The organism is Jannaschia sp. M317 (assembly GCF_025141175.1).
Taxonomy (GTDB): Bacteria; Pseudomonadota; Alphaproteobacteria; order Rhodobacterales; family Rhodobacteraceae; genus Jannaschia.
The window spans coordinates 2,743,351-2,768,415 of record NZ_CP081155.1 but is presented as its reverse complement, the minus strand read 5'-3'; the positions used below and the strand labels follow the sequence as shown (position 1 = coordinate 2,768,415).

Genomic DNA, 25,065 nt, shown 5'->3' with positions numbered 1-25,065 from the left:
TGGCAAATCTTTTGTCAGGGGGCCGGCGTCGGGTCCGAGAGGATGGCGTCCACTTCGGTTTCCACCCGCCAGGCGGGATCGACAAAGGCGGACACCTGCATCACGGTGATGACCGGGCGGATCGTGCTGAACACTTCGCCGTGGGCGCGGGCGGCCTCTTCCCAATCTGCTATGTCGGTCAACAGGATACGCGTTCGGACCACGTCCTCCATACGCGCGCCCGCCTCCGCCAGGGCCGCGCGGGTGATCTCGAAGCAACGGACAAGCTGGCCGTAGGTGTCGGTCGCATCGGTCCCGATCGGACCGGTGCCCGCAACCGCCACATGATTGCCGACCCGCACCGCACGGCTGAAGCCCATGATCGGCTCCAGATAGCTGCCAGAGGGGATATTCTGCCTCACAGCATCGCCATGCCGCCGTTCACGTGCAGCACGGTCCCGGTCACATAGGCCGCCTCGGGCGAGGCGAGGTAGAGCGTCGCGGCCGCGATTTCCTCCGGCGTGCCCATGCGGCCTGCGGGGATCTGGACGTTGATCTTGTCTTTCTGCTCGTCGGTCAGCTTGTCGGTCATGGCCGTGGCGATGAAACCGGGAGCCACCGCATTCACGGTGATCCCGCGCGACGCGACTTCATAGGCCAGCGACTTGGCCATGCCGACCAAGCCCGCCTTGGACGCGGCATAGTTGGCCTGGCCCGGATTCCCCGTCGTCCCCACGATGGAGGAGATGTTGACGATCCGCCCCCAGCGCGCCTTCATCATGCCGCGCATCACGCCCTTGGACAGGCGGAACGCGGAGGTCAGGTTGACGTCCAGAACCGACTGCCATTCGTCCTCGGACATGCGCATGAACAGGTTATCACGGGTGATGCCCGCGTTGTTCACCAGGATGTCTACCGCGCCCATCGCCTCGGCAGCCTGCTTGGGCAGGGCGTTGACGGCCTCGGCATCCGACAGATTGCAAGGCAGCACATGGGCGCGGTCGCCCAGCTCGGCGGCCAGGGCCTCCAACGGTTCGACCCGCGTGCCCGACAGGCCGACGGTCGCGCCCGCACCGTGCAGCGCCGTGGCGATGGCCGCACCGATGCCGCCCGAGGCCCCGGTGACGAGCGCTGATTTTCCAGTCAGATCAAACATCTCAGACGCCTTCTTCAAGTGATTTCGCAGCCTCGGCCACATCCGCCGCCGTGCCCACTGCCCGGGTGGCCAGCGATTTGTCGATCCGACGGATCATGCCCGACAGGGCCTTGCCCGCGCCGATCTCCCAGACCTCGGTGACCCCCGCCGCGGCCATGGCCGCCACGCTCTCGCGCCAGCGGACGGAGCCGGTGACCTGATCGACCAGAAGCGACCGGATGCGGGTGGCATCCTGCACCGGGCTGGCCGAGACATTGGCAAAGACCGGCACCACCGGGTTCGCGATGTCCACATCGTTCAGCGCGTTGGCCATGGCGCGCGCCGCCGGTTCCATCAGGTCGCAGTGGAACGGGGCGGACACGGGCAACAGCATCGCGCGCTTGGCACCGCGTGCCTTGGCGATGGGCAGGGCGCGTTCGACGGCGTCCTTGTGCCCCGAAATGACCACCTGCGTCGGATCGTTGTCGTTGGCCGCCTGGCAGACCTGGCCCTGCGCCGCCTCTGCCGCGACGGCCTGCGCATCCTCGAAGCCGAGACCCAGCAGCGCCGCCATGGCCCCTTCGCCGACCGGCACCGCCGATTGCATCGCCTCGCCCCGCAGGCGCAGCAGGCGCGCGGCATCGCCCAGGTCCAACGCACCGGCGGCGACCAGCGCCGAATATTCGCCCAGCGAATGCCCGGCGACATAGGCCGCGTGTCCGGCGACCGAGATGCCCTCCGCTTCCAGCGCACGCATCGCGGCGATGGAGGTCGCCATCAAAGCGGGCTGCGCGTTGCGGGTCAGCGTCAATGTCTCGGCATCGCCGGACCAGATCAGCCCGGACAGATCCTCGCCCAGGGCCGCGTCCACGGCGTCGAACACGGCGCGGGCCGCCGGATAGGTTTCGGCCAGGTCGCGGCCCATGCCGATGGTCTGGGCACCCTGGCCCGGAAAGACGAATGCGCGGGTCATGTCCCCTCCCTCGTTGCTGGTCCGTCCCTTACGCGGCGTCGGGCGGCGGCTCAAGGGCGCGCCATCCTGTCCGCACCCTGCCGCCTGTTCCGCACGGAGTCTGTGCGCCGGCGCCGGTTCATTCGAACAATCGCCTTGGCTACATCATGCGAACCCCGGATCGGAGATCGCCATGCCCCCTCGCAACACGGCCGCAACCAACACGCCCACCGCCTACGGCTGGGTGGAGCGTGCGTTTCACTGGTCCATTGCCTTGCTGATCCCGACCGCGATCGCCTTGGGCGTCATCGCCCACGATGCGCCTTTCGATACGGATGCGGCCCTGGCGCGAAAGGCCTGGCTGTTCTCGGCGCACAAGACGGTAGGTGTCGTGATCTTCTTCATTGCCCTCGCACGGATTGTCTGGGCGTTGAGCCAGCCGCGCCCTGCGCCGCTGCATCCCGACCGACGTGCCGAGACCTTTGCGGCCGCCTTGGTGCACTGGCTTTTGTATGGATCGCTGGTGCTGGTCCCGGCGCTGGGCTGGGCGCACCACGCCACTGCCGAGGGGTTCGCGCCGATCTGGTGGCCCTTTGGTCAGGGCCTGCCATTCCTGCCCAAGAACGCGGAGCTTTCGGCGACCTTGGCCACTTTGCACATGGTGTTCGAACGGGTCATGGTCGCGGCCCTGCTGCTGCATATTCTGGGCGCGGTGAAACATGTGGTCATCGACCGGGACTCGACGCTCGCCCGGATGTGGAAAGGGACCGACCCCGGCCCGCTGCCCGCCAGTCGCGGGCATCTGTTGGCCCCCGGCGCAGCGCTCGTGGTCTGGGCCGGCGCGTTGGGGATCGGGCTGGCGCTTGCGCCCGCAGCAGCGACATCGACCGCGCCAACACCCCGCTTGGCGGCCCCCGCGACCTGGACGGTCGAGGACGGAACCCTGGAGATCACGGTCACCCAGCTTGGCACGCCGGTCACCGGTCGGTTTGCCGATTGGCAGGCTGCGATCGATTTCGACCCGACGCCGCGCGCCGATGGAACGGTCGGGCAGGTCGAGGTCGCCGTGGCGACCGGCTCTTTGACGTTGGGCTCAGTCAGCGGACAGGCGATCGGTCCTGATTTCCTGGCCGCCGCGTCCCACCCCGAGGCACGCTTTGTCGCGACCCTGATGCCCGACGGCGACGGCTACGTGGCCGAAGGCACGTTTTCCCTGCGCGGGGCGGAGATGCCCTTGCGGTTGCCCTTCGATCTGACCCTGGAGGGGGACCGGGCGCGCGCAGAGGGCCGCGTCACGCTGGATCGGCGTAGCTTTGGAATGGGGGCAGACTATACCGACGAATCGAACGTGGGATTCGGGGTAACGGTCACCGTCGATCTGACCGCCCGCCGCTTGCCCTAAGAAAGACCGCCGCCCGGCCACATCAAATGCTAACCCCGCGTTAACCGCTCCGACCCAACTTTCCCGCAGTCACAGTATCGCGGGGGGCAGACCATGAACAGCGTTCGGAGCATTGCCGAAGAAATCGTCGCGCGCGAGGGCGGCTTTGTGAACGACCCGGACGATCCGGGTGGGGCCACCAACCACGGCGTCACAATTCATACGATGCGGCGGCTGGGGCTGGACCTGGACGGCGACGGCGATACGGACGCGCAGGACGTTCGGCGGCTGCCGCAGGCGCAGGCGGTCCAGATCTTTCTGGATCACTATTACACTGCGCCCCGGATCGGTCTGCTGCCACAGGCGCTCCGCGCTTCCGTTTTCGACATGTATGTGAACGCGGGGGGCAACGCGGTGAAGATCCTGCAACGCTTGCTGATCCAGATGGGGCAAGACGTGGCTGTCGATGGTGTGATCGGCCCGCAAACGGCGGCTGCTGCCGAGGCGGCTGCGCGCGCCGCGCCCGATCATATTGCCGATGCCTACGGAATCGCCCGACGCAATTACTACTACGCTCTGGCCGACAGGCGTGCGGCGTCACGGAAATACGCGCGTCGGCGGGATGGGGGAAAGGGGGGTTGGATCACGCGGGCCGAGGATTTCATCACCCCCCGCTACCACCTGACGGCGGCGCAACATGCGGAAAGGACAGCGGCATGGTACTGATGGATCAATTGGCGGGCGGCACGGGGGCGGTCACGCAACTGGGGCGGGCGGCACAGGGACTGTCGCGCGTCTTCATCCCGGATGCGACCCAGGGCCAGGCTCAGGCGGCGGCGGCCCACCGCGCCGCGTTGGAGCAGTTGGGTGCCGAATTCGCATTGCCGCGCAGGGGGTGGTTCGACCGCGTGGTCGATGGGCTGAACCGGGTGCCGCGGCCCCTGCTGGCGCTGGGCACGCTGGGCCTGTTCGTCTTTGCCATGGTCGATCCGGTGCGGTTTGCCGGGCGGATGGAGGGGCTGTCCTTTGTGCCTGATCCGCTTTGGTGGTTGCTGGGCGCGATCGTCAGCTTCTACTTCGGCGCGCGGGAACTGCATTACCTGCGCCGTCCCGATCCACCCGTGCGGCCCGCCCCGGTGCATTCGGCCTGGCGGGCCGACGCAGTCCCGGGCGAGCGAGGGGATGAAGCGGAGGGCGGCAACCCGGCGCTAGCCGACTGGCACGCCACTCGTTGACCGGGGATCAGGGTTTTCGAAAACCCTGATCAAATCCTTCGAAGGATTTGACCGCGCGGCCCCGCCCATCCCTGACGCAGGCGTGACGTGCTGACCCATTGGCCCGGCGCGCTGCCCGGCCTATACCCGAAGCATGATCATAGAGCTTGGCCACTTCGCCCTTATCCTCGCCTTTGCCGTCGCCATCGCACAGACCGTGGTGCCCCTGATCGGGGCGCACTATCGGTGGAGCGGTTGGATGGCCGTCGCCGGACCTGCCGCGACCGTTCAGGTCCTGCTGGTCGGTTTTGCCTTTGCGGCGCTGACCTATGCCTTTGTGACCTCCGACTTCTCATTGAAGCTGGTGGTCCTGAACTCTCACACCGACAAGCCGATGCTCTACAAGATCTCGGGGGTTTGGGGGAATCACGAGGGGTCGTTGCTGCTTTGGGTGTTGATCCTGGCGTTGTTCGGGGCCGCGGCCGCCTGGTTCGGCGGGCAATTGCCCGACACATTGCGTGCCCGCGTGCTGGGCATTCAGGCCAGCGTCGGCGTCGCTTTCTACGCCTTTATCCTTTTCACATCCAACCCCTTCACAAGGCTGGTAAATCCCCCCTTCAACGGTGAGGATCTGAACCCGCTGTTGCAGGATCCCGGCCTGGCCTTTCACCCGCCGTTTCTTTACCTTGGTTATGTCGGTCTCTCCATGGCGTTCAGCTTCGCCGTCGCGGCCCTGCTTGAGGGGCGCGTCGATGCGGCCTGGGGCCGCTGGGTGCGGCCCTGGACGCTGGCGGCCTGGTTGTTCCTGACCATTGGCATCGCGCTGGGGTCCTGGTGGGCCTACTACGAGCTGGGCTGGGGCGGCTTCTGGTTCTGGGATCCGGTCGAGAACGCGTCCTTCATGCCCTGGCTGATCGCGGCCGCGCTGCTGCATTCCGCCATCGTGGTCGAAAAGCGCGAGGCGTTGAAGGCTTGGACGATCCTGCTTGCCATCCTCGCCTTCGGTTTTTCGCTGATCGGAACGTTCATCGTGCGGTCGGGGGTTCTGACCAGCGTGCATGCCTTTGCCAACGATCCCGAACGCGGCGTCTTCATCTTGATGATCCTGGGCGTTTTCACCGGCGGGGCCCTGTTGCTCTACGCTGTGCGCGCCCCTGTGATGCAGGCCAAGGGCGTCTTTGGCGTGGTCAGCCGCGAAAGCGCGCTGGTGATCAACAACCTTTTGCTGGCGGTGAGCTGTTTCGTCGTTTTCATCGGCACCATCTGGCCGCTGGTGGCGGAACTGATGTTCGACCGCAAGCTGTCGGTCGGCCCGCCGTTCTTCAACGCGGCCTTCACGCCGTTTGTCATCGCCCTGGGGGCCCTGGTGCCGCTGGGGTCCATCCTTCCGTGGAAACGCGGGACGGGGCGGGTCGTGCGCACGATGCTGCCCGCGCTGGTGCTGGCGCTGGCGGTGGCCGGGTTGGTCTGGGCGATGCAGACCGGGTCCAGCCTGGGCGGGCCGCTGGGGGCTGCGCTGGGTGTGTGGCTGGTGGTCGGATCGACGGTCGATCTGTTGACGCGGACCGGACGGGGCGATTGGCGGAGCCGTTTGGGCCGGCTGACCCGCCTGCCGGGGGCTGATTGGGGCAAGGCCCTGGCGCATGGGGGGCTTGGGATCACGATCTTTGGGGTCGCGGGTCTGACCGCCTGGCAGCAGGAAGCGATCGAAGTGCTCGACATCGGCGACAGCATGACCTTGGGTCGCTACGAAGTGGTGCTGGAGGATGTGTCCCGCGTCGAGGGGCCGAACTATCTGGCCACGGTCGCGCGGATGCATGTCTACGAAGGCGGGCGCGATATCGGCACATTGTTGCCGGAAAAGCGGGTCTATCCCGTGGCGCAGATGCCCACGACCGAGGCGGGTATCGACAACGGATTTACCCGCGACGTCTATGCGGTAATCGGTGATCCGCAGCAGGGCGGCGGCTGGGCCGTGCGGGTCTATATCAAGCCCTTCGCGAACTGGATCTGGGGTGGGGCGATCATCATGGCGCTGGGCGGCATCGTGTCTTTGACCGACCGGAGGTATCGGGTGGCGGCGGGCGCGCGCAAGCCCGTCGCAGGCGGAGTGCCGGCGGAATGAACGGGCGCTGGCGTGCTCTGGCCTGCGTATTGGCCTTGTTGCTGGCCACGCCGGTGGCCGCTGTCCTGCCCGACGAGGTGCTGGATGATCCGATTCTGGAGGACCGCGCCCGCGCCTTGTCAAAGGATCTGCGCTGCCTTGTCTGTCGCAACGAGAGCATCGACGAAAGCAACGCCGACCTTGCCCGCGATCTGCGCCTTTTGGTACGGGAACGGCTGACGGCGGGCGACAGCGATGCAGAGGTGATTGCATATCTTGTCGACCGATATGGCGAATACGTCCTGCTGAACCCGCCCGCGTCGGGGTCGAACCTGCTGCTCTGGGGGGCGCCACTGGCGCTGCTCCTGCTGGGTGGCGGGGTGGCTGTGGCCCATGTCACGCGGCAGCGGCCCGCAACGGGCGAAACCCTGAGCGACGCGGAAGAGGCGCGGTTGCGCGATCTGATGGGCGACAGGGACGCCTGACGTCTTGGTGACGGCGCGTTTCCCTTTCGCCCGGTCACCGCTCTGATAGGGTCGCCGCCGAACACGCGAGGAGCCGCGCCATGAACTACGAAACCATCCGTCTGAGCATCCGCGAGGACGTCGCCGTCGTGACGCTCAACCGCCCCGACGTGATGAACGCGCTGTCGACCCAGATGCGCGCCGAAATCCTTCACGCGGTGCAGGACGTCGAGACAAAGGCGCGGGTTCTCGTGCTGACGGGCAAGGGCAAGTGTTTCTGCTCGGGCCAGGATCTGGGCGACAAGGCGAACATGAACACGCTTAACCTGGAACGCACGCTGCGCGACGAATACGAGCCGATGCTGCGCGCCATTTTCGATTGCAAGATCCCGACTATCGCCGCCGTCAACGGACCTGCGGCGGGGGCGGGGGCGAACCTGGCGCTGGCCTGTGATGTGGTGATCGCGACCGAAAGCGCCGTTTTTCTTCAGGCGTTTACGCGTATCGGCCTGATCCCGGACGCGGGCGGCACCTATTGGTTGCCGCGTCAGATCGGCACCGCCAAGGCCATGGGTGCGGCGCTGTTTGCAGAGCCGGTGACGGCGCAGCAGGCCTCTGACTGGGGGATGATCTGGGAAGCGGTCGCGGATGACCGCTTTGCGGAGGTTTGGGCCGAACGTGCACGGCATCTGTCGCGCGGGCCGTCGGTCGCCTACGGGGCCGTCAAACAGGCGATCCGGGGCAGTTTCGAGAACTCGCTGGATGAGCAACTGGCGTTGGAGGCGCGCCTGCAGGGGCAGGCCGGGCAAACGCGCGACTTCAAGGAAGGGGTCATCGCCTTTCTCGACAAACGGCCCGCGTCCTTTGAGGGACGCTGACCTGCGCAATGTTGCCCCCGTTTCCCGCCCTGTGTAGGAACGCACGAAACAAGTGAGAAGGTGATCGGGCATGCAGACGCGCCGTGTTGTCGTGACAGGACTTGGAATGGTGACCCCCCTGGCCAGCGGGGTCGAGGAAACCTGGCGCCGTCTGATCGACGGTCAGTCGGGTGCCGGTCCGATCACGCGCTTTGACGCGTCGCACCTGGCGACCACCTATGCTTGCGAAGTGCCGCGCGGTGACGGAACGGACGGGACGTTCAACCCCGACGACTGGATGGCCCCCAAGGAACAGCGCAAGGTCGATGAGTTCATCCTGTACGGAATGGCCGCTGCCGTGCAGGCGGTCGAGGATTCCGGCTGGACCCCCGGAGAAGAGGGCAAGCTGCGCACCGGGGTCATGATCGGATCCGGCATCGGCGGCTTGCAGACCATCGCGGAAACCGCCGTCCTGTTGAAGGAACGGGGACCGCGCCGGGTGTCGCCGTTCTTCATCCCCTCGGCACTGATCAACCTGGTCTCGGGCCAGGTTTCGATCCGCTACGGCTTCAAGGGACCAAACCATGCGGTTGTCACCGCCTGTTCCACCGGGGCCCATGCCATTGGCGACGCGGCACGGTTGATCATGCTGGGCGACGCGGATGTCATGGTTGCGGGCGGGGCGGAAAGCCCGATTTCCGAAATCGGGATCGCCGGGTTCAACGCCTGCAAGGCGCTGTCGACCAAGTGGGGCGACGATCCGACCAAGGCGTCGCGTCCCTATAGCGACGACCGCGACGGGTTCGTCATGGGCGAGGGTGCCGGCGTCGTCGTTCTGGAAGAATATGAACACGCCCGCGCGCGCGGCGCGAAGATCTATGCCGAGATCAAGGGCTATGGCCTGTCGGGCGATGCCTATCACATCACCGCCCCGTCCGAGGACGGCAACGGTGGCGAGCGGGCGATGCGTGCGGCGTTGAAGTCGGCGGGCATGGAGCCGGGGGATATCGACTACATCAACTCTCACGGGACATCGACCATGGCCGACACGATCGAGCTGGGCGCGGTGGAGCGGGTGCTGGGCGATCACGCGCCGAAGGTCACCATGTCGTCGACCAAGTCGGCCATCGGGCACCTGTTGGGGGCCGCCGGGTCGGTTGAGGCAATTTTCTGCATCCTGGCGCTGCGCGACCAGGTGGCGCCGCCGACGCTGAACCTGGATAGCCCGGCGGTGGAGCCGAAGCTGTCGCTTGCGCCAAAGGTCGCCGAGAAGCGCGAGATCAACGCGGTTCTGTCGAACTCTTTCGGGTTTGGCGGTACGAATGCGACGCTGATCATGGCGAAACCGGATTAAGATCGGGGCATAAGCATCTGATGTGGAAACATATCGCGGCCAACGCGCTGACCCTTGGCATTGTTGCCATCGTGGTTTTGATCGGTGTCGTCCAACTGGGCAAATCCCGGTGGACCGAGCCCGGCCCCCTGACCGAAGCGCGCTTTTTCGAGGTGCCGCGCGGGGCCACGTTGAACCGCGTGAGCGAAGCATTGGCCGAAGAGGGGATTGTCACCTCGGACAGTATTTTTCGCATCGGGGTCAAATACGCCGAGCGTGACAATGAACTGAAGTTCGGCACCTATGAGATCCCTGCTGGGGCCTCCATGCCCGAAGTGCTGGACATCATCACCGCCGGCGGGCCTTCGGTCTTCCCCTATACGGTGACCTATCTGTTGCGTGCGCGGGGCCCCGAGGTGCGGGTGCGCAAACGCGTCCCGGGACAGGACACCCCGGTCGAAGTCGCGACGTTCGAGCCCGGAGTGGACGCGGTGCCGGAGGAATACACGGCGCTTGTGGATCGGGGCGTGCCGATCACCTGGCGGGTGTCCGTCGCGCCTGGCCTGACCTCCTGGGAGGTGGTCGAGGGGTTGGAGGGGGCGGATTTCCTGACGGGCGAGGTGCCGGTCCCACCCGAGGGGGCCTTGGCACCCGACACCTATGATGTGGCGCGAGGGTCCGATGTCGGCGATCTGGTGCAGCGCATGCGCACCGCGCAGGAACGGATCCTGGCAGAGGCCTGGGCCAATCGCGTGCCGGGCCTGCCGATCGAGACCCCAGAAGAGGCGCTGACGCTGGCGTCGATCATCGAGAAGGAAACCGGTGTGGCCGAAGAACGGCGGCTGGTGTCCGCCGTCTTCATCAACCGGCTGAACCAGGGCATGCGGCTGCAAACGGACCCCACGGTGATCTATGGCATCACGCGGGGCCAAGGCGGCCTGGGCCGTGGGTTGCGGCGCAGTGAGCTGGACCGGGAAACGCCGTATAACACCTATCGGATCAACGGGCTGCCGCCGGGGCCGATTGCCAACCCGTCCGCGGCCGCGATCCGTGCTGCGATGGACCCGGAAGACAGCGACTTCATCTTCTTTGTGGCGGATGGAACCGGGGGCCATGCCTTTGCGGTGACCTTGGCGGAGCACAATCAGAACGTGGCTGCCTGGCGGGCGATCGAAGCGGCGCGGGGCGCTACGTCCGGCAACTGACGGTCGCCATAGGGCGGGGTGTCCCTCGCCCTACGTGGCAGGGGCGATCACTTGGGCACGTAGGCGAGGCGACCGCCGTTGGGCACCATGATCACGATCTGACCGGCGCGATTGGTGAAGGCGTGGCGCGTGCCTTCGATCGGGGTCAAGTCCATGTCCAGCGCGACCTGAGAGCCGAGCGTCTTGCCGTCGCGGATCATCACCGGCGGGCCAGAGACCTGCGGTGTGACCGTGACGACGCGCGTGGTGTTCCCGGTGCGGATGATGACCGGCGCGGCGGCGGCGGACAGGGCAGAGGCCACGACGACAGAGGCCGCAGCGATAGCAGTCAGTTTGCGTTTCATGATTTGAACCTGGCAGGTGGGGCGAGCCGGAGAGGATCTGCTGCTCGAACACGGGGGTGATTTACGCGCATTGATCCCGAACACGAGTCGAGTCAAGGATTTATTTGACCTTGAGGAAGCTGCGAGGAGCAGGCGTGCGCTGTTCTTGAAATATGATCTAATATCAGTCCTTTGAACATTTTCGTGTGGCGTCCGCATTTTCCCTGTTGACCCACCGAACGCTCTTGGAGACGTTTAGGTCAAGCTGGAAGAAGTGGGCGAGGCGGATCGGGGTAACCCCGGCCCGTCTTTTGCATTTCTGGATCGTGCGGACCGGGGAAACCTGCACGGGAGCTTGTCTGATGGAAGACCTGAAAATGGAGACCGACGGGGTTGTCACCCCCGACGGAATCGAAGCGCGCGCTCAGGCCGCGCTGCGGAGCATGGAGACGCTTCGCGATGTGCTGGATCGCAAGGCCGAGATGCTGCGGGAGATGCCGGTCGAGGGGGTGAAGCCCGAAGACCTGACGAAGCTGCAACGGGATCTTGCGAAGGCCGTCACGCTGGCGGTCGAAATGGAAGGGAAGGTGGCGGATGCCAGACGGATCGAACGTGGGGGCGATGGGCTCGACCTTGAGGACGCGCGGGCTGAAATCTGGAGCCGCCTCGATAGCCTTGCTGCCGCCGGATGAGCGGGCGGCCTTCCTTGATGGGTTGAGCAACAATGCCTTGGCGTCCTTGCCCTGGCTGTTCGACTTTTGGGCCTTGGAGCACCAGGTGCCGCCGGTTGGGAAATGGCGGACCTGGGTGATCCTGGGCGGGCGCGGCGCGGGGAAAACCCGCGCCGGAGCCGAATGGGTGCGGGCGCAGGTCGAGGGACCGCGGGCCTTGCAACCCGGACTTTGCCGTCGCGTGGCGCTGGTGGGGGAAACCTATGAGCAGGTCCGCGACGTGATGATCGAGGGGCAGAGTGGAATTCTGGCCTGTTCGCCGCCTGACCGGCGACCGGTCTGGAAAGCGACACAGCGCAAGTTGGTCTGGCCCAACGGAGCAGAGGCGCAGGCCTATTCCGCCCACGACCCCGAAGCCTTGCGGGGGCCGCAGTTCGATGCGGCCTGGGTCGATGAGCTGGCCAAGTGGAAGCGCGGGGCGGAGACATGGGACAACTTGCAGTTCTGCCTGCGGCTGGGGGACGACCCGCGCGTGGTTGTCACTACGACACCGCGCAACGTCGAGGTTCTCAAGGACGTGCTGGCGCGGCCGTCGACGGTATCGACCCACGCGCCCACCGAGGCGAACCGGGCGCATCTGGCCGACAGCTTTCTGGAGGAGGTTCGGGCGAAATACGCGGGCACGCGGTTGGGCCGGCAAGAGCTGGACGGTGTTCTGCTGGAGGACATGGAAGGGGCCTTTTGGACCACGGCGATGTTGGACGCGCTGCGGGTCGATGATCTGCCGGTGTTTGACCGAGTGGTTGTCGGAGTCGATCCGGCAGTCAGTTCGGGCGGCGCGTCCGACGAAACGGGGATCGTTGTCGTCGGCGTCGTCACGCAGGGTGCACCGAAGGATTGGCGCGCCTGGGTGTTGGAAGATGCCAGCGTGTCGGCGGCCTCGCCCAGTAAATGGGCCGCGGCGGTGGCCGGGGCCTACGACCGATGGGGCGCGCACCGGGTGGTGGCCGAAGGCAATCAGGGTGGCGAGATGATCGAAGCGGTGCTGCGGCAGGTGGCCCCTATGGTCAGCTACCGAAAGGTGACCGCGCGGCAGGCCAAGGGCGTCCGGGCGGAGCCGGTGGCGGCGTTGTACGAACAGGGCCGGGTGCGCCATGCGCGCGGATTGGCGCGGCTGGAGGATCAGATGTGCCGGATGGGTGCGACCGGGTTTCAGGGGCGGGGATCGCCCGACCGGGTGGACGCGCTGGTCTGGGCCCTATGGGAAGCGATGCTGGACCCGGTCCGGCAGAGGTCGGGGCCGCGGATGCGGTTGTTGTGAACGGATTTGAGGGGCGCCGCGGAGCGCCCTTTTTCATGGGCAAGACCGAAAGGACGGGCAATGTTCGGATTTGGTAGGAAAGACGATGGCCCGGCGGAGGCCAAGGCATCGGCCACCGGTCGGGTGGTGGCCTGGGGCGCGGCGGGGCGCAGTGTCTGGTCGGCGCGGGACACCGGCACGCTGACGCGGTTGGGGTTTACGGGCAACCCGGTCGGGTTCCGCGCCGTGAAGCTGATCGCGGAGGCGGCGGCGGCGGTGCCTTTGGTGGCGGGCGACGGGCAGGCCCGGTTCGATGTGCATCCGGTGCTGGAGTTGCTGCGGCGGCCCAATGGCGCGCAGGGGCAGGCGGAATGGTTCGAAGCGCTGTTCGGGCAGCTGCTGTTGTCGGGCAACGGGTATGTCGAGGCGGTCGGTGGCGGCGGATTGCCGGTCGAGTTGCATGTGTTGCGGTCAGATCGGATGTCGGTGGTCCCCGGCACGGATGGCTGGCCGGTGGCCTATGACTATGCCGTGGGTGGGCGGAAGCATCGGTTCAAGGTGGGCGAGGTATCGCCGGTGCTGCATGTGCGATCATTCCATCCGCAGGACGACCACTATGGGTTGTCGCCCATGCAGGCGGCGGCGACCGCGATGGACGTGCACAATGCGGCGTCGCGGTGGTCCAAGGGGTTGTTGGACAACGCGGCGCGCCCGTCGGGCGCGATCGTGAACAGCGGCGAGGACCTGTCCCCGGACCAGTATGAACGCCTGGCCACCGAAATGGAGGCCCTGCATCAAGGCGCGCGGAACGCCGGTCGGCCCATGTTGTTGGATGGTGGGCTGGATTGGAAACCGATGGGGTTCAGCCCGTCGGACATGGAGTTCCAGAAAACCAAGGAGGCCGCCGCCCGCGAGATCGCGACTGCTTTCGGGGTGCCTCCGATGATGCTGGGGATCCCCGGCGACGCGACCTATGCCAATTACGTCGAAGCGAACCGGGCATTCTATCGCCTGACGGTTCTGCCGCTGGTCGGGCGCGTAACCGAAGCGTTGTCGTACTGGTTGGCGCAGCAGGCCGGTGAGACGCTGCGGATCGAGGCGGATCGCGACCGGATCGGCGCATTGCAGGCGGATCGGGACGCGGAGTGGTCGCGGATCGCGGGCGCGGATTTCCTGACCGCCGAGGAAAAGCGGCGGATGCTGGGTCTGCCGCCGCTGGATGTCTGATGAGCGCGATCAAAACCGGCGGATCCCGGTTTCTCTATGATCCCTTCGATGCGGCCAATGCCCGGATCGAGGCCAATGAGCGCGTGCTTCAGGAACGTTGGGACGCGCTGACGTTTCGGTTGGAGCAGATCGAAACCGCGCTGGAACGGCTGGAGCGCAGGCTTTGGCTGGCGGTGATGGGTGTTGCCGGGGCGGTGCTGGCACAGGGCGTCAACTATCTGATTTCATTGTAGGAGGACGCTATGATCCTGGAACATAAATTCGCACGGGGAGAGACCTCTGTGCGGTTGGGGGAGGGCGCGCGCATCAGCGGCTATGCGTCCTGGTTCGGACAGGAAGACACGGGCCGCGATGTGGTCGCACCGGGTGCCTATTGCGACAGCCTGGCGCGGGCCAGCGCCGAGGGGCGGGGCATCAAGATGCTGTGGCAACACGATCCGGCGCAGGTCATCGGCGTTTGGGACGTCGTGCGAGAGGACAAGCGCGGGCTGTACGTCGAGGGGCGGTTGCTGCCCGGTGTCGAAAAGGCCCGCGAGGCCGCCGCGCTGATCGAAGCGGGCGCATTGGATGGGCTGAGCATCGGCTACACGGTCAAGACGGCCATCAAGGATCCGCAGGGGCGCAGGCTTCTGCAGGAGCTGGAGCTTTGGGAAGTGTCGCTTGTGACCTTTCCAATGCTGCCCAGTGCACGGGTGGGGGCCAAGGCGGACCCCATGCGTGACGTTGCGCGGGCGATCCACGCCGCGCGTCTGGAACTGGCGCGCGACTGACGCCGCCGAACATCCCTGAAAGGAGAACCCGATGAGCCATGACGGCGTCGGGGAAGTGACTGAAGCGTTGGCCGGACTGGTCAGCGATTTCAAAGGCTTCCGCAATCAGATCACCCGAGACATGCAGCAACAGGAAGAGCGTCTGAAAATGACCTACAAGACCCAACGTCCCCAGCTTGAAACCGCCGAAACCGGTGCCGCCCCCCATCAGAAGGCCATGGATGCCTATCTGCGGTCGGGCGACGACGACGGGCTGCGCGCGCTGACCCTGGAAGGCAAGGCGATGAACACCGCCGTGGCCGCCGAGGGTGGCTATCTGGTCGACCCGCAGACCGCCGAGACGGTGCAGTCCGTTCTGCGCGGCTCTGCCTCTCTGCGGGCGATTTCCAACGTCGTGAACGTGGAGGCGACATCCTACGACGTGCTGGTCGACCATGCAGAGATCGGGGCCGGTTGGGCCACCGAAAGCGGGTCGTTCGCAGAGACGGACAGCCCGCAGTTCGACCGCATCTCGATCACGTTGCACGAGCTGTCGGCCATGCCGAAGGCGTCGCAGCGTCTGCTGGATGACGCGGCCTTTGACATCGAAAGCTGGTTGGCCGGTCGGATTGCCGACAAGTTCGCCACCGCCGAGGCCTCGGCCTTTGTGGTGGGTGACGGGATCGACAAGCCCAAGGGGTTCCTGACCTATCCGGACGTGGACGAGGCGTCCTGGGCCTGGGGGTCCCTGGGATATGTGGCGACGGGCGCGGCGGATGATTTCGACGTCTCCTCGCCGTCCGATGCCATCGTCGATCTGGTCTATGCGCTGGGCGCGAAATATCGCGCGAATGCGGCCTTTGTAATGAACTCCAAGACCGCAGGTGCGGTGCGGAAGATGAAGGATGCCGATGGACGGTTCCTGTGGTCGGACAGCCTGGCCGCCGGTCAGCCGGCGCAGCTGATGGGGTATCCGGTGCTGATCGCCGAGGACATGCCGGATATCGGCACCGACGCCACGGCCATCGCCTTTGGTGATTTCAGCGCGGGTTACACCATCGCGGAGCGGCCCGACCTGCGGGTTCTGCGCGACCCGTTCAGCGCCAAGCCCCATGTCCTGTTCTACGCCACCAAACGCGTGGGCGGGGATGTGACCGACTTTGCGGCGATCAAACTGCTGAAATGCACGGTCGTCTGATCTGACGTCCGGGGGCGGCCCTGATCGGGCGGCCCCCCCATGCCTCCCCGTGCCGAGTGGTGCGGGGGGCGGGGCCGGTGTGCTTCCGGCCTTGGTCCGCACGTGCGGCGTGCCGGTCCCGTCAAACGACATCTTCAATCCAGCGGAGGACCCCATGGTTCTGATGGTTCATGAAACCGAGGCCTTGGCCGACGGCGTCTTGCCGGTCGCGGAGTTGGCCGCGCAGATGCGGCTGCCCGAAGGATATGCCGCCGTGCCCGGCCAGGATGCCCGGCTGCAGCTGCGGTTGCGCGCGGCGATCACCTTTCTGGAACGGCGGCTGGGCCGGATCTTGCTGGCGCGGGATGTCGTGCTGGCGGGTGTGGTGAACGCGACCCGCGTCACGCTGCCGGTCGCGCCTGTCTCGGCCATCGTATCCGTTCAGGAGCTGCGGCCAGACGCGCCCGTCATGTTGGATGGTGCACGGCTGGAGGTGACGGGACAGGGGGCGGATCTGATCCTGCCTGGGTCTCGCATTCCCGGCGGACCGCTGCGGGTCACGGTTCTGGCCGGATGGGCAGACTGGGACGCGGTGCCGGGTGCCTTGGCCCAAGCGGTTCTTTCGACGGCGGAAGCCTTGGACGAAGGGAGCGGGCCGATCCTGACGCAAGCGGTCGAGGCGCTGATCGCGCCCTGGAAGTCGGTCCGCCTGGGAGGGCGGGCGCAATGAGCCGGATGCTGACGCGGCGCCTGACCCATCTTGCGGCTGTGCGGACCGCGGACGGGGCAGGTGGCTTTCTGGAAAGCTGGGTCGTGCAGGGCGCAATCTGGTGTGAAGTCAGGATGCGGTCGGGCGACCTGAAGCAGACCGAGTTCGGGGAACGGCCGCGCCTGAAGGTGCGGATCCTGACGAGGGCGGTACCCCCGGATCATCCAGCGCGCCCGAGGCCCGGCGACCACCTGCAAGAAGGCAGCCGGATCTACCTGGTCGAAGCAGTCCATGAGAGCGACGTGCAGGGTCACTATCTTGCCATCCTGGCCAGCGAATTGCCGGCAGAGGAGGCGGGCGCATGACCTATGCGATGGGTGACAGCCTGCAAATGGCGATCTACAGCCGCCTGTCTGGCGATCCGGCCATGGATACGCTGCTGGGTGGGGCAATCTATGACGCTGTCCCTCAGAGCGCGCCGGACCTGTTCGTGGCGCTGGGGCCTGAGCGGGTGCGCGATGCCTCTGACAAGAGTGGCGCGGGCGCCTTGCACGAGATGACGATCAGCGTGGTGACCACAGGTGACGGCTACCTGGCGGCCAAGGAGGCGGCGGCGCTGGTGTCCGACACGTTGCTGTCGGGCGCGCTGACGCTGACGCGGGGGCGTGTGGTCTATCTCCGGTTCCTGCGGGCGCGGGCACGACGGGACCGTGCCGAGGGCACCCGGCGCATCGACATGACGTTCCGCGCCAGACTTGACGACGACAATTCCTGAGGAGTGACGAGATGACTGTGCAAAGCGGCAAGGACCTTCTGCTGAAGGTCGATATCGATGGGACTGGTGTGTTTACCACGCTGGCGGGTCTGCGTGCGACGCGGTTGACCTTCAACGCGGGGTCGATCGACGTGACCTCGCTGGATAGCAGTGGCGGTTGGCGGGAGTTGCTGGGCGGCGGCGGGGTGAAGTCCGCCTCTGTCTCCGGCTCGGGCGTGTTTCGCGACGCTGACACGGACACACGGGCAAGGCAGTTGTTCTTTGACGGCGAAGTGCCGGAGTTTCAGGTCATCATCCCTGACTTCGGTATCGTCGAGGGCGCGTTTCAGATCACCTCGTTGGAATACGGAGGCAGCCACGACGGGGAAGCGACCTATGAAATCTCGCTCGCCTCGGCGGGTGAGCTGACCTTCACGCCGCTTTGATGAGCGAGGGTAATCCCTATGCAGGGGAGGTGGTGCTGACCCTGGATGGGGAGCGCCACGTTCTGAAGCTGACGCTGGGTGCCTTGGCGGAGCTTGAGGCCGGGCTGGAGGCCGATAGCCTGGTCGCTCTGGTCGAACGGTTCGAGACGAAGGCGTTTTCTGCACGGGATGTGATCGTCCTGTTGCTGGCGGGGCTGCGCGGGGGGGGCTGGCGGGGTGACGTCGAAACCTTGCTGTCCGCTGAGATCGAGGGCGGCCCATTGGAGGTCACGCGGGTGGCAGCCCTTTTGCTGGGGCGCGCCTTTGCCTTGCCGGGGCCCCTGGCATGAGTGCGGAGAAGTTCGACTGGCCGACGTTGATGGCAGCCGGGATGCGCGGTCTGGGCCTGTCGCCTGCTGCATTCTGGGCCCTGACACCGGCGGAGTTGGCTTTCCTGCTGGGACACAGCGAAGGGCGTTTGCCCATGGATCGGGCCGGGCTGGAGGCGCTGGCGGCCCGGTTCCCTGACAGGACGGAGACACACAATGGATGACAGAGACATCGACGAGGCGGGGGACGCCTATGACGAGGTTATCGCCAAGATGGGCGGAGGGGCGCAGGTCGCCTCTCGCTTTTCGGCGGAGCTGGGGTCGCTGGAGGGACAGATGCTGTTCACCCAGAAGGAGGTGAAGGGGCTGTCCCGGTCCTTTGCCGGCGGGCTGCGCAAGGCCTTTGATGGGGTCGTGTTCGACGGGTTGAAGCTGTCGGATGCCTTGGGTGGCCTGGCCAAGACGATGATCAACGCGACCTACAACACAGCCATGAAGCCGGTTCAGACAGCGCTGGGCAGTGCCTTGGCCCATGGCATCAATGCGGTGTTGCCATTCGCCGATGGTGGAGCCTTTGCCCAGGGGCGCGTGATGCCGTTTGCCAAGGGTGGGATCGTTTCGTCGCCTACGACATTTCCGATGCGCGGTGGCACCGGGCTGATGGGTGAAGCCGGGCCGGAGGCAATCATGCCGCTGACGCGTGGTCCAAACGGTCGGTTGGGCGTCGAGATGCAGGGCCAGGGCGGCAACATTCACGTGACCATGAACATTCAGACCCCGGACGCCGCAGGTTTCCGCAGGTCGCGCAGCCAGATCGCTGCGGAAATGTCGCGCGCGTTGTCGCGCGGCGCACGCAACCGGTGAGGAGCGGACCATGTCCTTTCACGAAATTCAGTTCCCGCCACGCCTGTCGCTGGGATCTGTCGGCGGGCCGGAACGCCTGACCGAGATCGTCGCCATGGCCAATGGCCACGAAGAGCGGAACACGCCCTGGGCGCATTCGCGCAGACGCTATGACGCTGGCGTAGGGATGCGGTCGTTGGACGATATTGCTGACCTCATCGCCTTTTTCGAGGCACGACGTGGGCGGCTTTTCGGGTTCAGGTGGAAGGATTGGTCGGATCACAAATCCTGTGCCCCGTCCAAGAAGGTGGCCTTTACGGACCAGATCATCGGGGTGGGTGACGGCGTTCAGACGGCGTTCTCGCTGTCGAAAGCCTATGTTTCCGGCGAGCAGAGCTATCGCCGCCCAATCACGAAACCTGTGTTTGGCACGGTGCGGGTCGGTGTTCAGAATGACGAGTTGCAGGACACGATCCACTATGACGTCGATGTGGCCAGCGGCGTGGTGACGTTCTTTTCGCCGCCAGATGAGGGCGTCGATGTGACGGCAGGGTTCGAGTTCGACGTGCCGGTGCGGTTCGACAGTGATGGTATTCAAACCTCTGTCGCCAGTTTTCATGCGGGCGATGTGCCGGACGTGCCGGTTGTGGAGCTGCGGTCGTGAGCGCGCTGGCGGATCATCTCGCCATTGGCACCTCGACCGTGTGTCGCGCCTGGGTGCTGCGGCGCAAGGACGGGATCGTGCATGGATTTACCGATCACGATCGCGACATGATCGTCGATGGCGTGGCCTGTCTTGCGTCTTCGGGTATGGCGGCAGGCGCGCTACAGGCGTCGACCGGAATGGCGGTCGATAACGTCGAGGCGAGCGGGGCCTTGCAGCACGATGTCATTTCGGAGGCCGACCTGAAGGCAGGGCGCTGGGATGCGGCGGAGGTGACGGCCTATCTGGTGAACTGGCAGGATCCGGGGAGCTTCGAGATCCTGTTTCGAGGATCCCTCGGAGAGATCAGCTGGGGGGATGGGCGGTTTTCGGCGGAGCTGCGGGGCTTGGCAGAGGCGCTGAACAAGACGCAGGGACGTGTCTTTCAATCGCGGTGCGATGCGGTGTTGGGGGATGGGCGGTGTCGAAAGGATCTGTCGGACGATATCTTTACGTTGGAAGTTGAGGTGGTCGAGGTCGAGGACGCGCGTGTTCTGTTCCTGCCGATCCCGGATCTTTATGAGGCGCGTTGGTTTGAACGAGGTCGTCTCGACGTGCTCGACGGAGCCGCGTCCGGATTGAGCGAACAGGTCAAGACCGACCGTATCGGTACCACGTCCCGGCGCATCGAGCTTTGGGCTGGGCTGCGTGCACCGATTGCCGCTGGCGACCGGGTCCGGCTGCAGGCTGGATGCGACAAACGGATGGCGACCTGTCGGTTCAAGTTCGACAACCTTCTGAATTTTCGCGGTTTCCCGCATATTCCGGGTGACGATTGGATGATGGCATATCCAAACAGCCGTGCCGTGAACGATGGTGGCAAGCGATGAGCCGCGTGGTGGCGGCAGCACGGTCCTGGATCGGGACGGCCTATCTGCATCAAGGGTCATCGAAGGCGGTCGGGACAGACTGCCTTGGTCTGGTGCGTGGTGTTTGGCGCGCTGTCTATGGCGGAGAGCCGGAGGTCGTGCCTGCGTACACCGCCGACTGGTCTGAGCCTCAGCACGAGGAACGCCTGTGGGAAGCTGCCCTTCGGCATCTGACTCCGGTTCCCCCGAACCGTGCGTTGTCGGACGGAGAGTGTCTGCTGTTTCGAATGCGGGACGGGTCGGTGGCCAAGCATCTGGGCATCTTGAGCCGCAGCGGGGAAACCCCTGCATTCATTCATGCCTACTCAGGCCACGGGGTCGTCGAAAGTGCCCTGTCGAAGCCTTGGGCGCGCCGGATCGCGGCGCGCTTCGACTTTCCCGCCACGGCGGAACCGGAGGACTGATCTATGGCCACACTCGTACTGGGCGCGGTTGGCGCGACTATCGGCGGCAGTCTGGGCGGGTCTGTCTTGGGCCTGAGCGCGGCTGTGATCGGGCGGGCGGCAGGCGCGACGCTGGGGCGGGTGATCGACCAGCGGATCATGGGAGCCGGAGCGGATGCTGTTGAACACGGACGGATCGATCGGTTCCGCCTGACCGGAGCGGCGGAAGGGGCAGCTATACCGCGCGTCTATGGGCGCGTGCGGGTCGGAGGTCAGGTCATCTGGGCCAGCCGGTTCCGGGAGGAACGAAACGTGTCGGGAGGTGGCAAGGGCGCGCCGAAATCGCCGCAGGTCACGCAGTTCAGCTATTCGATTTCGGTGGCAGTCGCGCTGTCAGAAGGGCCGATCACGCGGATCGGGCGGATCTGGGCAGACGGAAGCGAGATTTCGCGGGATAGCCTGACCTTGCGCGTCTACGATGGTTCCGAGGATCAGCTGCCGGATGCGCTGATTTCGGCCATCGAAGGAGAGGAAGCGGCACCGGCGTTTCGTGGAACAGCTTATGTCGTCATCGAGGACATGGACCTGACCCAGTTTGGCAATCGGGTCCCTCAAATGTCGTTCGAGGTTGTACGCAGTCGGATGAATGCCGAAGGCGTTGGGTCCCCGGCAGAGCTGTTACGCGGTGTCGCGCTGGTACCCGGAACAGGTGAATACTCGCTGGCGACCACAGCGGTTCATTACGGCGGTGGGGTTGGCGACAGTCAATCGGCCAACGTCAGTACCTTGCAGGATATCAGTGATTTCCGTGTGTCCATGCGTGACCTTGAAGAGGAACTTCCGAACGTCGGGGCCGCATCGCTCGTCGTGTCCTGGTTCGGGGATGATCTGCGATGCAGCCATTGCACTGTCCGCCCGAGGGCAGAGCATCTGGACGCAGAGGGGACTCCGATCGCCTGGACGGTTGCCGGTGCCGGCAGGGATGTCGCGGGCATTGTGCCGATTGTCGAGGAGCGACCGGTCTACGGTGGCACGCCTGGCGATGCGTCGGTCGTTGAAGCGGTGCGCGATCTGACGTCGCGGGGCATTGAGGTGACCTTTTATCCGTTCATCCTGATGGATCAGTTGGAGGGGAATGGCCTGCCCGACCCCTATGGTGCGGCAGAGCAGGCGGTTCTGCCCTGGCGAGGTCGGATTACCACGGAACTGGCACCAGACCAGTCAGGCAGCGCCGATCGGACCGCGGCAGCGGCAGGTGAGGTTGAAGCTTTCTTTGGGACGGCCGCTTCGGAGCATTTTCACGTGGGAGACGGGGTGGTCACCTACAGTGGTCCGCAGGAATGGTCGTACCGACGGTTTATTCTGCATTATGCCGCGCTCTGCGCGGCAGCGGGTGGCGTTGAAGCCTTTTGTATCGGGTCGGAGATGCGTGGGCTGACACGAATTCGTGGGGCAGGAGACAGTTTTCCGGCGGTTGCGCAGATGGTTTCGCTCGCCGCGGAAGTCCGACAGCTGCTGCCGTATGCGAAAATAAGCTATGCTGCGGATTGGTCGGAGTATTATGGCTATCATCCTGCTGACAGCGGCAACGTCCATTTCAATCTCGATCCGCTCTGGTCCGCGCCGGAGATCGATTTCATCGGGATCGACAACTACATGCCTTTGTCAGACTGGCGCGACGGAGAGGATCACGCCGACAGCGCGTACCGCAATATCGGAAACCTCGATTATCTGCGCGCCAATATCGAGGGTGGTGAGGGGTTCGATTGGTACTATCCGACGGAGGAAGCGCGGGCTGCGCAGCGACGGGTCCCGATTGAGGATGGCGCGCACGGAGAGCCTTGGGTCTTTCGCTACAAGGACATTCGGTCCTGGTGGCAGGAGCCTCATCACGACCGGATCGATGGGGTTCGCCTGAATACGCCGACAGCCTGGGTGCCGCGTTCCAAACCTATTCGGTTTACCGAGTTCGGGTGTGCGGCGATCGATAAGGGAACCAACCAACCCAACAAGTTCCTGGATCCGAAATCATCGGAGTCCCAACTGCCGCGCCATTCCAACGGTAGGCGGGACGATATGATCCAGATGCAGTATTTGCGGGCAATGCTGAGCCATTGGAGCGACCCGGATCAGAACCCCGTTTCGGATGTCTATGATCAGGCAATGGTGGATATGGATCGATCACTGGCCTGGGCATGGGATGCGCGGCCATGGCCGGCGTTCCCGGATCTTTTGTCTTTCTGGAGCGATGGGGATAACTACGGACGAGGCCATTGGATCAACGGTCGATCCGGCAACGTGCCCCTGGCCAATGTAATCGAAGAGATTTGCCGGTCCTCGGGCCTTCAAGCCATCGACGTGTCCGGGGTCCATGGGGCCCTGCGTGGCTATCCGGTTCAGAATGTCCAATCTGCGCGCGCGGATCTGCAACCGCTCTTGCTTGCCCATGGCGTTGATGTGGCAGAGCGGGACGGAGTAGTGGCGTTTTTCATGCGTTCGGATGCAGTCGTCTGGTCGTTGGAGCGAGCGCATCTTGTCCCTGAGGGAGACGCCACTGTTCATATCGAGCGGGCGGCAGAGGCAGATGTGTCGGGGCGCGTACGGGTCCAGCACATCGATGCAGTTGGCAGTTTTACCACCAAGGTAGGGGACGCGGTGCTGCCTGGCGGTGCGGCTTTGCCGATCGCAGAAAGCGAACTACCCTTGTCTCTGACGACGGGTGAAGGACATGCCTTGGCGGAGCGGTTTCTTGCAGAAGCCCGGATCGCACGTGACGGATTGCAGACGGCTTTGCCGCCCTCCGCGCGGGAGGTGCGGGCGGGTGACCTCATCACACTGGATGGCGATGGCGAAACGTATCGCGTCGACCGTATCGAGGATGCGGGACAGCGTCGAATTCAGGCCGTTCGGACCGAGAAAGCGACGTTGGAACCCAGTGATGCGGTCGAAGATGGGTCTGGCCAACTGCGTCCGCGCGCTTCGCTTCCGGTTGAGGCGGTGATCATGGATCTGCCGCTTCTGACCGGCAAGGAAGATCCGCAGGCCCCGCATGTTGCTGTATCCGCCCGCCCCTGGCCTGGGAGCGTCGCGATCTATTCATCGGTGGCGGACGCCGATTACCGTTTGAATACGCTTGTAGATGTTCCTTCGATTTTGGGACGGACGGAAACGGAGTTACTGGCAGCACGACCGGGGCTTTGGGACCGGGGAGAGGAAGTCGTGGTCCGTGTCGCGGGCGGGACGCTTGCCAGTGTGTCGGAAGCGAGCCTGCTGGCGGGTGCAAATGCGATGGCGGTTGGAACCGGTGCCGCAAGCGGTTGGGAAATCCTGCAATTTCGGGACGCGCGCGTCATTGAACCCGGTGTTTGGGGCTTGTCGATGCGCCTGCGTGGACAGCGCGGCACCGAGGCGAATATGCCAGCTTCGTGGCCTGCGGGCAGCGTTGTTGCCTTGTTGGATGGAGGGCCGGAGCAGCTGGACTTGCCTCCGGATGCCTTGGGCTTGCCCCGGTACTATCGATATGGGGCAGCCCGGCTTCCTCTGGATCATGAAACCTACCGCCAGCAGACCCGGACAATCCGGGGTGAGGGGTTGCGACCCTATGCACCAGTGCACCTGCGTGCGATGCCGCAAGGCGCTGATCTTGGGGTCAGTTGGGTTCGTCGGAGCAGGGCCGTCGGGGAGGCTTGGGACATTTCTGATGTGCCTTTGGCGGAAGCGTCCGAGCGGTATCGCGTCGAACTGCGCGATGGGGGCGGAGAGCTCGTGCTGAGCCGGGACGTGGATACCCCGCAGGTTGTCGTATCGGCCTTGGAGTTGGCGCTGGTTGCTGGCGGTGGGGGGCGGTTGCGGGTAGCTCAAATGTCCGACGTCTTCGGTCCCGGTCATTGGGCTGACCTCACGCTTGCGTGACCACAGCGGATGCGCAGGTTTGCAAGCTGTTGATTGCGGGCTTAGGTAGGAGGTCTGACAAGGGAAG

The 25,065-nt window shown here is 65.1% G+C and carries 29 protein-coding genes; 25 read left to right on the top strand and 4 right to left on the bottom strand.

Annotation, left to right across the window (positions count from 1 at the left end; genetic code table 11):
- Positions 1-14: 14 nt before the first annotated feature.
- From K3551_RS14085 to fabD, 3 genes are read right to left on the bottom strand one after another with little or no spacing between them, the layout of a single operon-like run.
- Positions 15-401: a RidA family protein gene (locus K3551_RS14085; RefSeq protein WP_259914489.1), complete on the bottom strand. Its 387-nt coding sequence runs from the start codon at positions 399-401 to the stop codon at positions 15-17.
- Positions 398-1,135: a 3-oxoacyl-ACP reductase FabG gene (fabG, locus tag K3551_RS14080; protein ID WP_259914486.1), complete on the bottom strand. Its 738-nt coding sequence runs from the start codon at positions 1,133-1,135 to the stop codon at positions 398-400. Before fabG ends, K3551_RS14085 begins: the two co-directional genes overlap by 4 nt.
- 1 nt (position 1,136) lies before the next feature.
- Positions 1,137-2,087 carry an ACP S-malonyltransferase gene (gene fabD / locus K3551_RS14075; protein ID WP_259914484.1) on the bottom strand — a complete coding sequence of 317 codons (951 nt, stop codon included), beginning with the start codon at positions 2,085-2,087 and terminating at the stop codon, positions 1,137-1,139.
- A gap of 172 nt (positions 2,088-2,259) precedes the next feature.
- On the opposite strand from fabD, the gene K3551_RS14070 reads away from it, so the two are divergent.
- The 8 genes from K3551_RS14070 (at position 2,260) to mltG (ending at position 10,624) form a co-directional block, all read left to right on the top strand.
- Positions 2,260-3,468: a cytochrome b/b6 domain-containing protein gene (locus K3551_RS14070; protein WP_259914482.1), complete on the top strand. Its 1,209-nt coding sequence runs from the start codon at positions 2,260-2,262 to the stop codon at positions 3,466-3,468.
- Positions 3,469-3,561: 93 nt separating this feature from the next.
- Entirely contained in the window at positions 3,562-4,173 is a 612-nt protein-coding gene (locus K3551_RS14065) for a holin-associated N-acetylmuramidase (protein WP_259914481.1), read from the top strand.
- Positions 4,164-4,682 (top strand): holin family protein, encoded by a 519-nt coding sequence (locus K3551_RS14060; RefSeq protein ID WP_259914469.1) that lies wholly within the window; start codon positions 4,164-4,166, stop codon positions 4,680-4,682. Before K3551_RS14065 ends, K3551_RS14060 begins: the two co-directional genes overlap by 10 nt.
- A gap of 133 nt (positions 4,683-4,815) precedes the next feature.
- A complete protein-coding gene (locus tag K3551_RS14055) occupies positions 4,816-6,786 on the top strand; it encodes a heme lyase CcmF/NrfE family subunit (protein ID WP_259914467.1) in 1,971 nt (656 codons plus the stop codon).
- Positions 6,783-7,250: a cytochrome c-type biogenesis protein gene (locus K3551_RS14050; protein ID WP_259914456.1), complete on the top strand. Its 468-nt coding sequence runs from the start codon at positions 6,783-6,785 to the stop codon at positions 7,248-7,250. The genes K3551_RS14055 and K3551_RS14050 overlap by 4 nt, the downstream gene beginning before the upstream one ends.
- Before the next feature lie 80 nt (positions 7,251-7,330).
- Positions 7,331-8,107 carry an enoyl-CoA hydratase-related protein gene (locus tag K3551_RS14045; protein WP_259914454.1) on the top strand — a complete coding sequence of 259 codons (777 nt, stop codon included), beginning with the start codon at positions 7,331-7,333 and terminating at the stop codon, positions 8,105-8,107.
- 70 nt (positions 8,108-8,177) lie between these two features.
- Complete coding sequence (gene fabF / locus K3551_RS14040; protein ID WP_259914453.1) at positions 8,178-9,440, top strand: beta-ketoacyl-ACP synthase II; 1,263 nt, start codon at positions 8,178-8,180, stop codon at positions 9,438-9,440.
- Between the two features lie 20 nt (positions 9,441-9,460).
- Positions 9,461-10,624, top strand: a complete 1,164-nt coding sequence (gene mltG / locus K3551_RS14035) for an endolytic transglycosylase MltG (protein ID WP_259914451.1) — start codon at positions 9,461-9,463, stop codon at positions 10,622-10,624.
- A 47-nt stretch (positions 10,625-10,671) separates the two neighbouring features.
- On the opposite strand, the gene K3551_RS14030 is transcribed toward mltG, so the two are convergent.
- On the bottom strand, positions 10,672-10,968 hold the full coding sequence (locus K3551_RS14030; RefSeq protein ID WP_259914450.1) for a hypothetical protein: 297 nt from the start codon (positions 10,966-10,968) through the stop codon (positions 10,672-10,674).
- 341 nt (positions 10,969-11,309) lie between these two features.
- Between K3551_RS14030 and K3551_RS14025 the strand changes: the two genes are divergently transcribed.
- The 17 genes from K3551_RS14025 to K3551_RS13945 all read left to right on the top strand — a co-directional run bounded on the left by K3551_RS14025 (position 11,310) and on the right by K3551_RS13945 (position 24,998).
- Positions 11,310-11,639, top strand: a complete 330-nt coding sequence (locus K3551_RS14025; protein ID WP_259914447.1) for a hypothetical protein — start codon at positions 11,310-11,312, stop codon at positions 11,637-11,639.
- Positions 11,569-12,939 (top strand): DNA-packaging protein, encoded by a 1,371-nt coding sequence (locus K3551_RS14020; RefSeq protein ID WP_409197430.1) that lies wholly within the window; start codon positions 11,569-11,571, stop codon positions 12,937-12,939. The genes K3551_RS14025 and K3551_RS14020 overlap by 71 nt, the downstream gene beginning before the upstream one ends.
- A gap of 60 nt (positions 12,940-12,999) precedes the next feature.
- On the top strand, positions 13,000-14,145 hold the full coding sequence (locus tag K3551_RS14015; RefSeq protein ID WP_259914443.1) for a phage portal protein: 1,146 nt from the start codon (positions 13,000-13,002) through the stop codon (positions 14,143-14,145).
- Complete coding sequence (locus K3551_RS14010; RefSeq protein ID WP_259914441.1) at positions 14,145-14,378, top strand: hypothetical protein; 234 nt, start codon at positions 14,145-14,147, stop codon at positions 14,376-14,378. The genes K3551_RS14015 and K3551_RS14010 overlap by 1 nt, the downstream gene beginning before the upstream one ends.
- 9 nt (positions 14,379-14,387) lie before the next feature.
- Positions 14,388-14,915: an HK97 family phage prohead protease gene (locus K3551_RS14005; RefSeq protein WP_259914438.1), complete on the top strand. Its 528-nt coding sequence runs from the start codon at positions 14,388-14,390 to the stop codon at positions 14,913-14,915.
- 31 nt (positions 14,916-14,946) lie between these two features.
- The gene (locus tag K3551_RS14000) at positions 14,947-16,092 is read left to right on the top strand and encodes a phage major capsid protein (RefSeq protein ID WP_259914436.1); all 1,146 of its coding nucleotides are present in this window, start codon (positions 14,947-14,949) and stop codon (positions 16,090-16,092) included.
- A 154-nt stretch (positions 16,093-16,246) separates the two neighbouring features.
- Positions 16,247-16,801, top strand: a complete 555-nt coding sequence (locus K3551_RS13995; RefSeq protein WP_259914434.1) for a hypothetical protein — start codon at positions 16,247-16,249, stop codon at positions 16,799-16,801.
- Positions 16,798-17,145 (top strand): head-tail adaptor protein, encoded by a 348-nt coding sequence (locus tag K3551_RS13990; RefSeq protein ID WP_259914432.1) that lies wholly within the window; start codon positions 16,798-16,800, stop codon positions 17,143-17,145. Before K3551_RS13995 ends, K3551_RS13990 begins: the two co-directional genes overlap by 4 nt.
- Positions 17,142-17,555, top strand: coding sequence for a DUF3168 domain-containing protein (locus tag K3551_RS13985; protein WP_259914430.1), 414 nt, complete (start codon positions 17,142-17,144; stop codon positions 17,553-17,555). The genes K3551_RS13990 and K3551_RS13985 overlap by 4 nt, the downstream gene beginning before the upstream one ends.
- An 11-nt stretch (positions 17,556-17,566) precedes the next feature.
- Positions 17,567-17,980, top strand: a complete 414-nt coding sequence (locus K3551_RS13980; protein ID WP_259914428.1) for a phage major tail protein, TP901-1 family — start codon at positions 17,567-17,569, stop codon at positions 17,978-17,980.
- Positions 17,980-18,309 (top strand): gene transfer agent family protein, encoded by a 330-nt coding sequence (locus tag K3551_RS13975; RefSeq protein WP_259914425.1) that lies wholly within the window; start codon positions 17,980-17,982, stop codon positions 18,307-18,309. Before K3551_RS13980 ends, K3551_RS13975 begins: the two co-directional genes overlap by 1 nt.
- On the top strand, positions 18,306-18,512 hold the full coding sequence (locus K3551_RS13970) for a rcc01693 family protein (RefSeq protein WP_259914422.1): 207 nt from the start codon (positions 18,306-18,308) through the stop codon (positions 18,510-18,512). Before K3551_RS13975 ends, K3551_RS13970 begins: the two co-directional genes overlap by 4 nt.
- Positions 18,505-19,152, top strand: a complete 648-nt coding sequence (locus K3551_RS13965) for a phage tail tape measure protein (RefSeq protein ID WP_259914419.1) — start codon at positions 18,505-18,507, stop codon at positions 19,150-19,152. The genes K3551_RS13970 and K3551_RS13965 overlap by 8 nt, the downstream gene beginning before the upstream one ends.
- A gap of 10 nt (positions 19,153-19,162) precedes the next feature.
- The gene (locus tag K3551_RS13960; RefSeq protein ID WP_259914416.1) at positions 19,163-19,795 is read left to right on the top strand and encodes a DUF2460 domain-containing protein; all 633 of its coding nucleotides are present in this window, start codon (positions 19,163-19,165) and stop codon (positions 19,793-19,795) included.
- Positions 19,792-20,664 (top strand): DUF2163 domain-containing protein, encoded by an 873-nt coding sequence (locus tag K3551_RS13955; protein ID WP_259914414.1) that lies wholly within the window; start codon positions 19,792-19,794, stop codon positions 20,662-20,664. The genes K3551_RS13960 and K3551_RS13955 overlap by 4 nt, the downstream gene beginning before the upstream one ends.
- Positions 20,661-21,107 (top strand): NlpC/P60 family protein, encoded by a 447-nt coding sequence (locus K3551_RS13950; RefSeq protein ID WP_259914412.1) that lies wholly within the window; start codon positions 20,661-20,663, stop codon positions 21,105-21,107. The genes K3551_RS13955 and K3551_RS13950 overlap by 4 nt, the downstream gene beginning before the upstream one ends.
- 3 nt (positions 21,108-21,110) lie before the next feature.
- Positions 21,111-24,998 (top strand): glycoside hydrolase/phage tail family protein, encoded by a 3,888-nt coding sequence (locus K3551_RS13945; protein ID WP_259914410.1) that lies wholly within the window; start codon positions 21,111-21,113, stop codon positions 24,996-24,998.
- Positions 24,999-25,065: the final 67 nt, after the last annotated feature.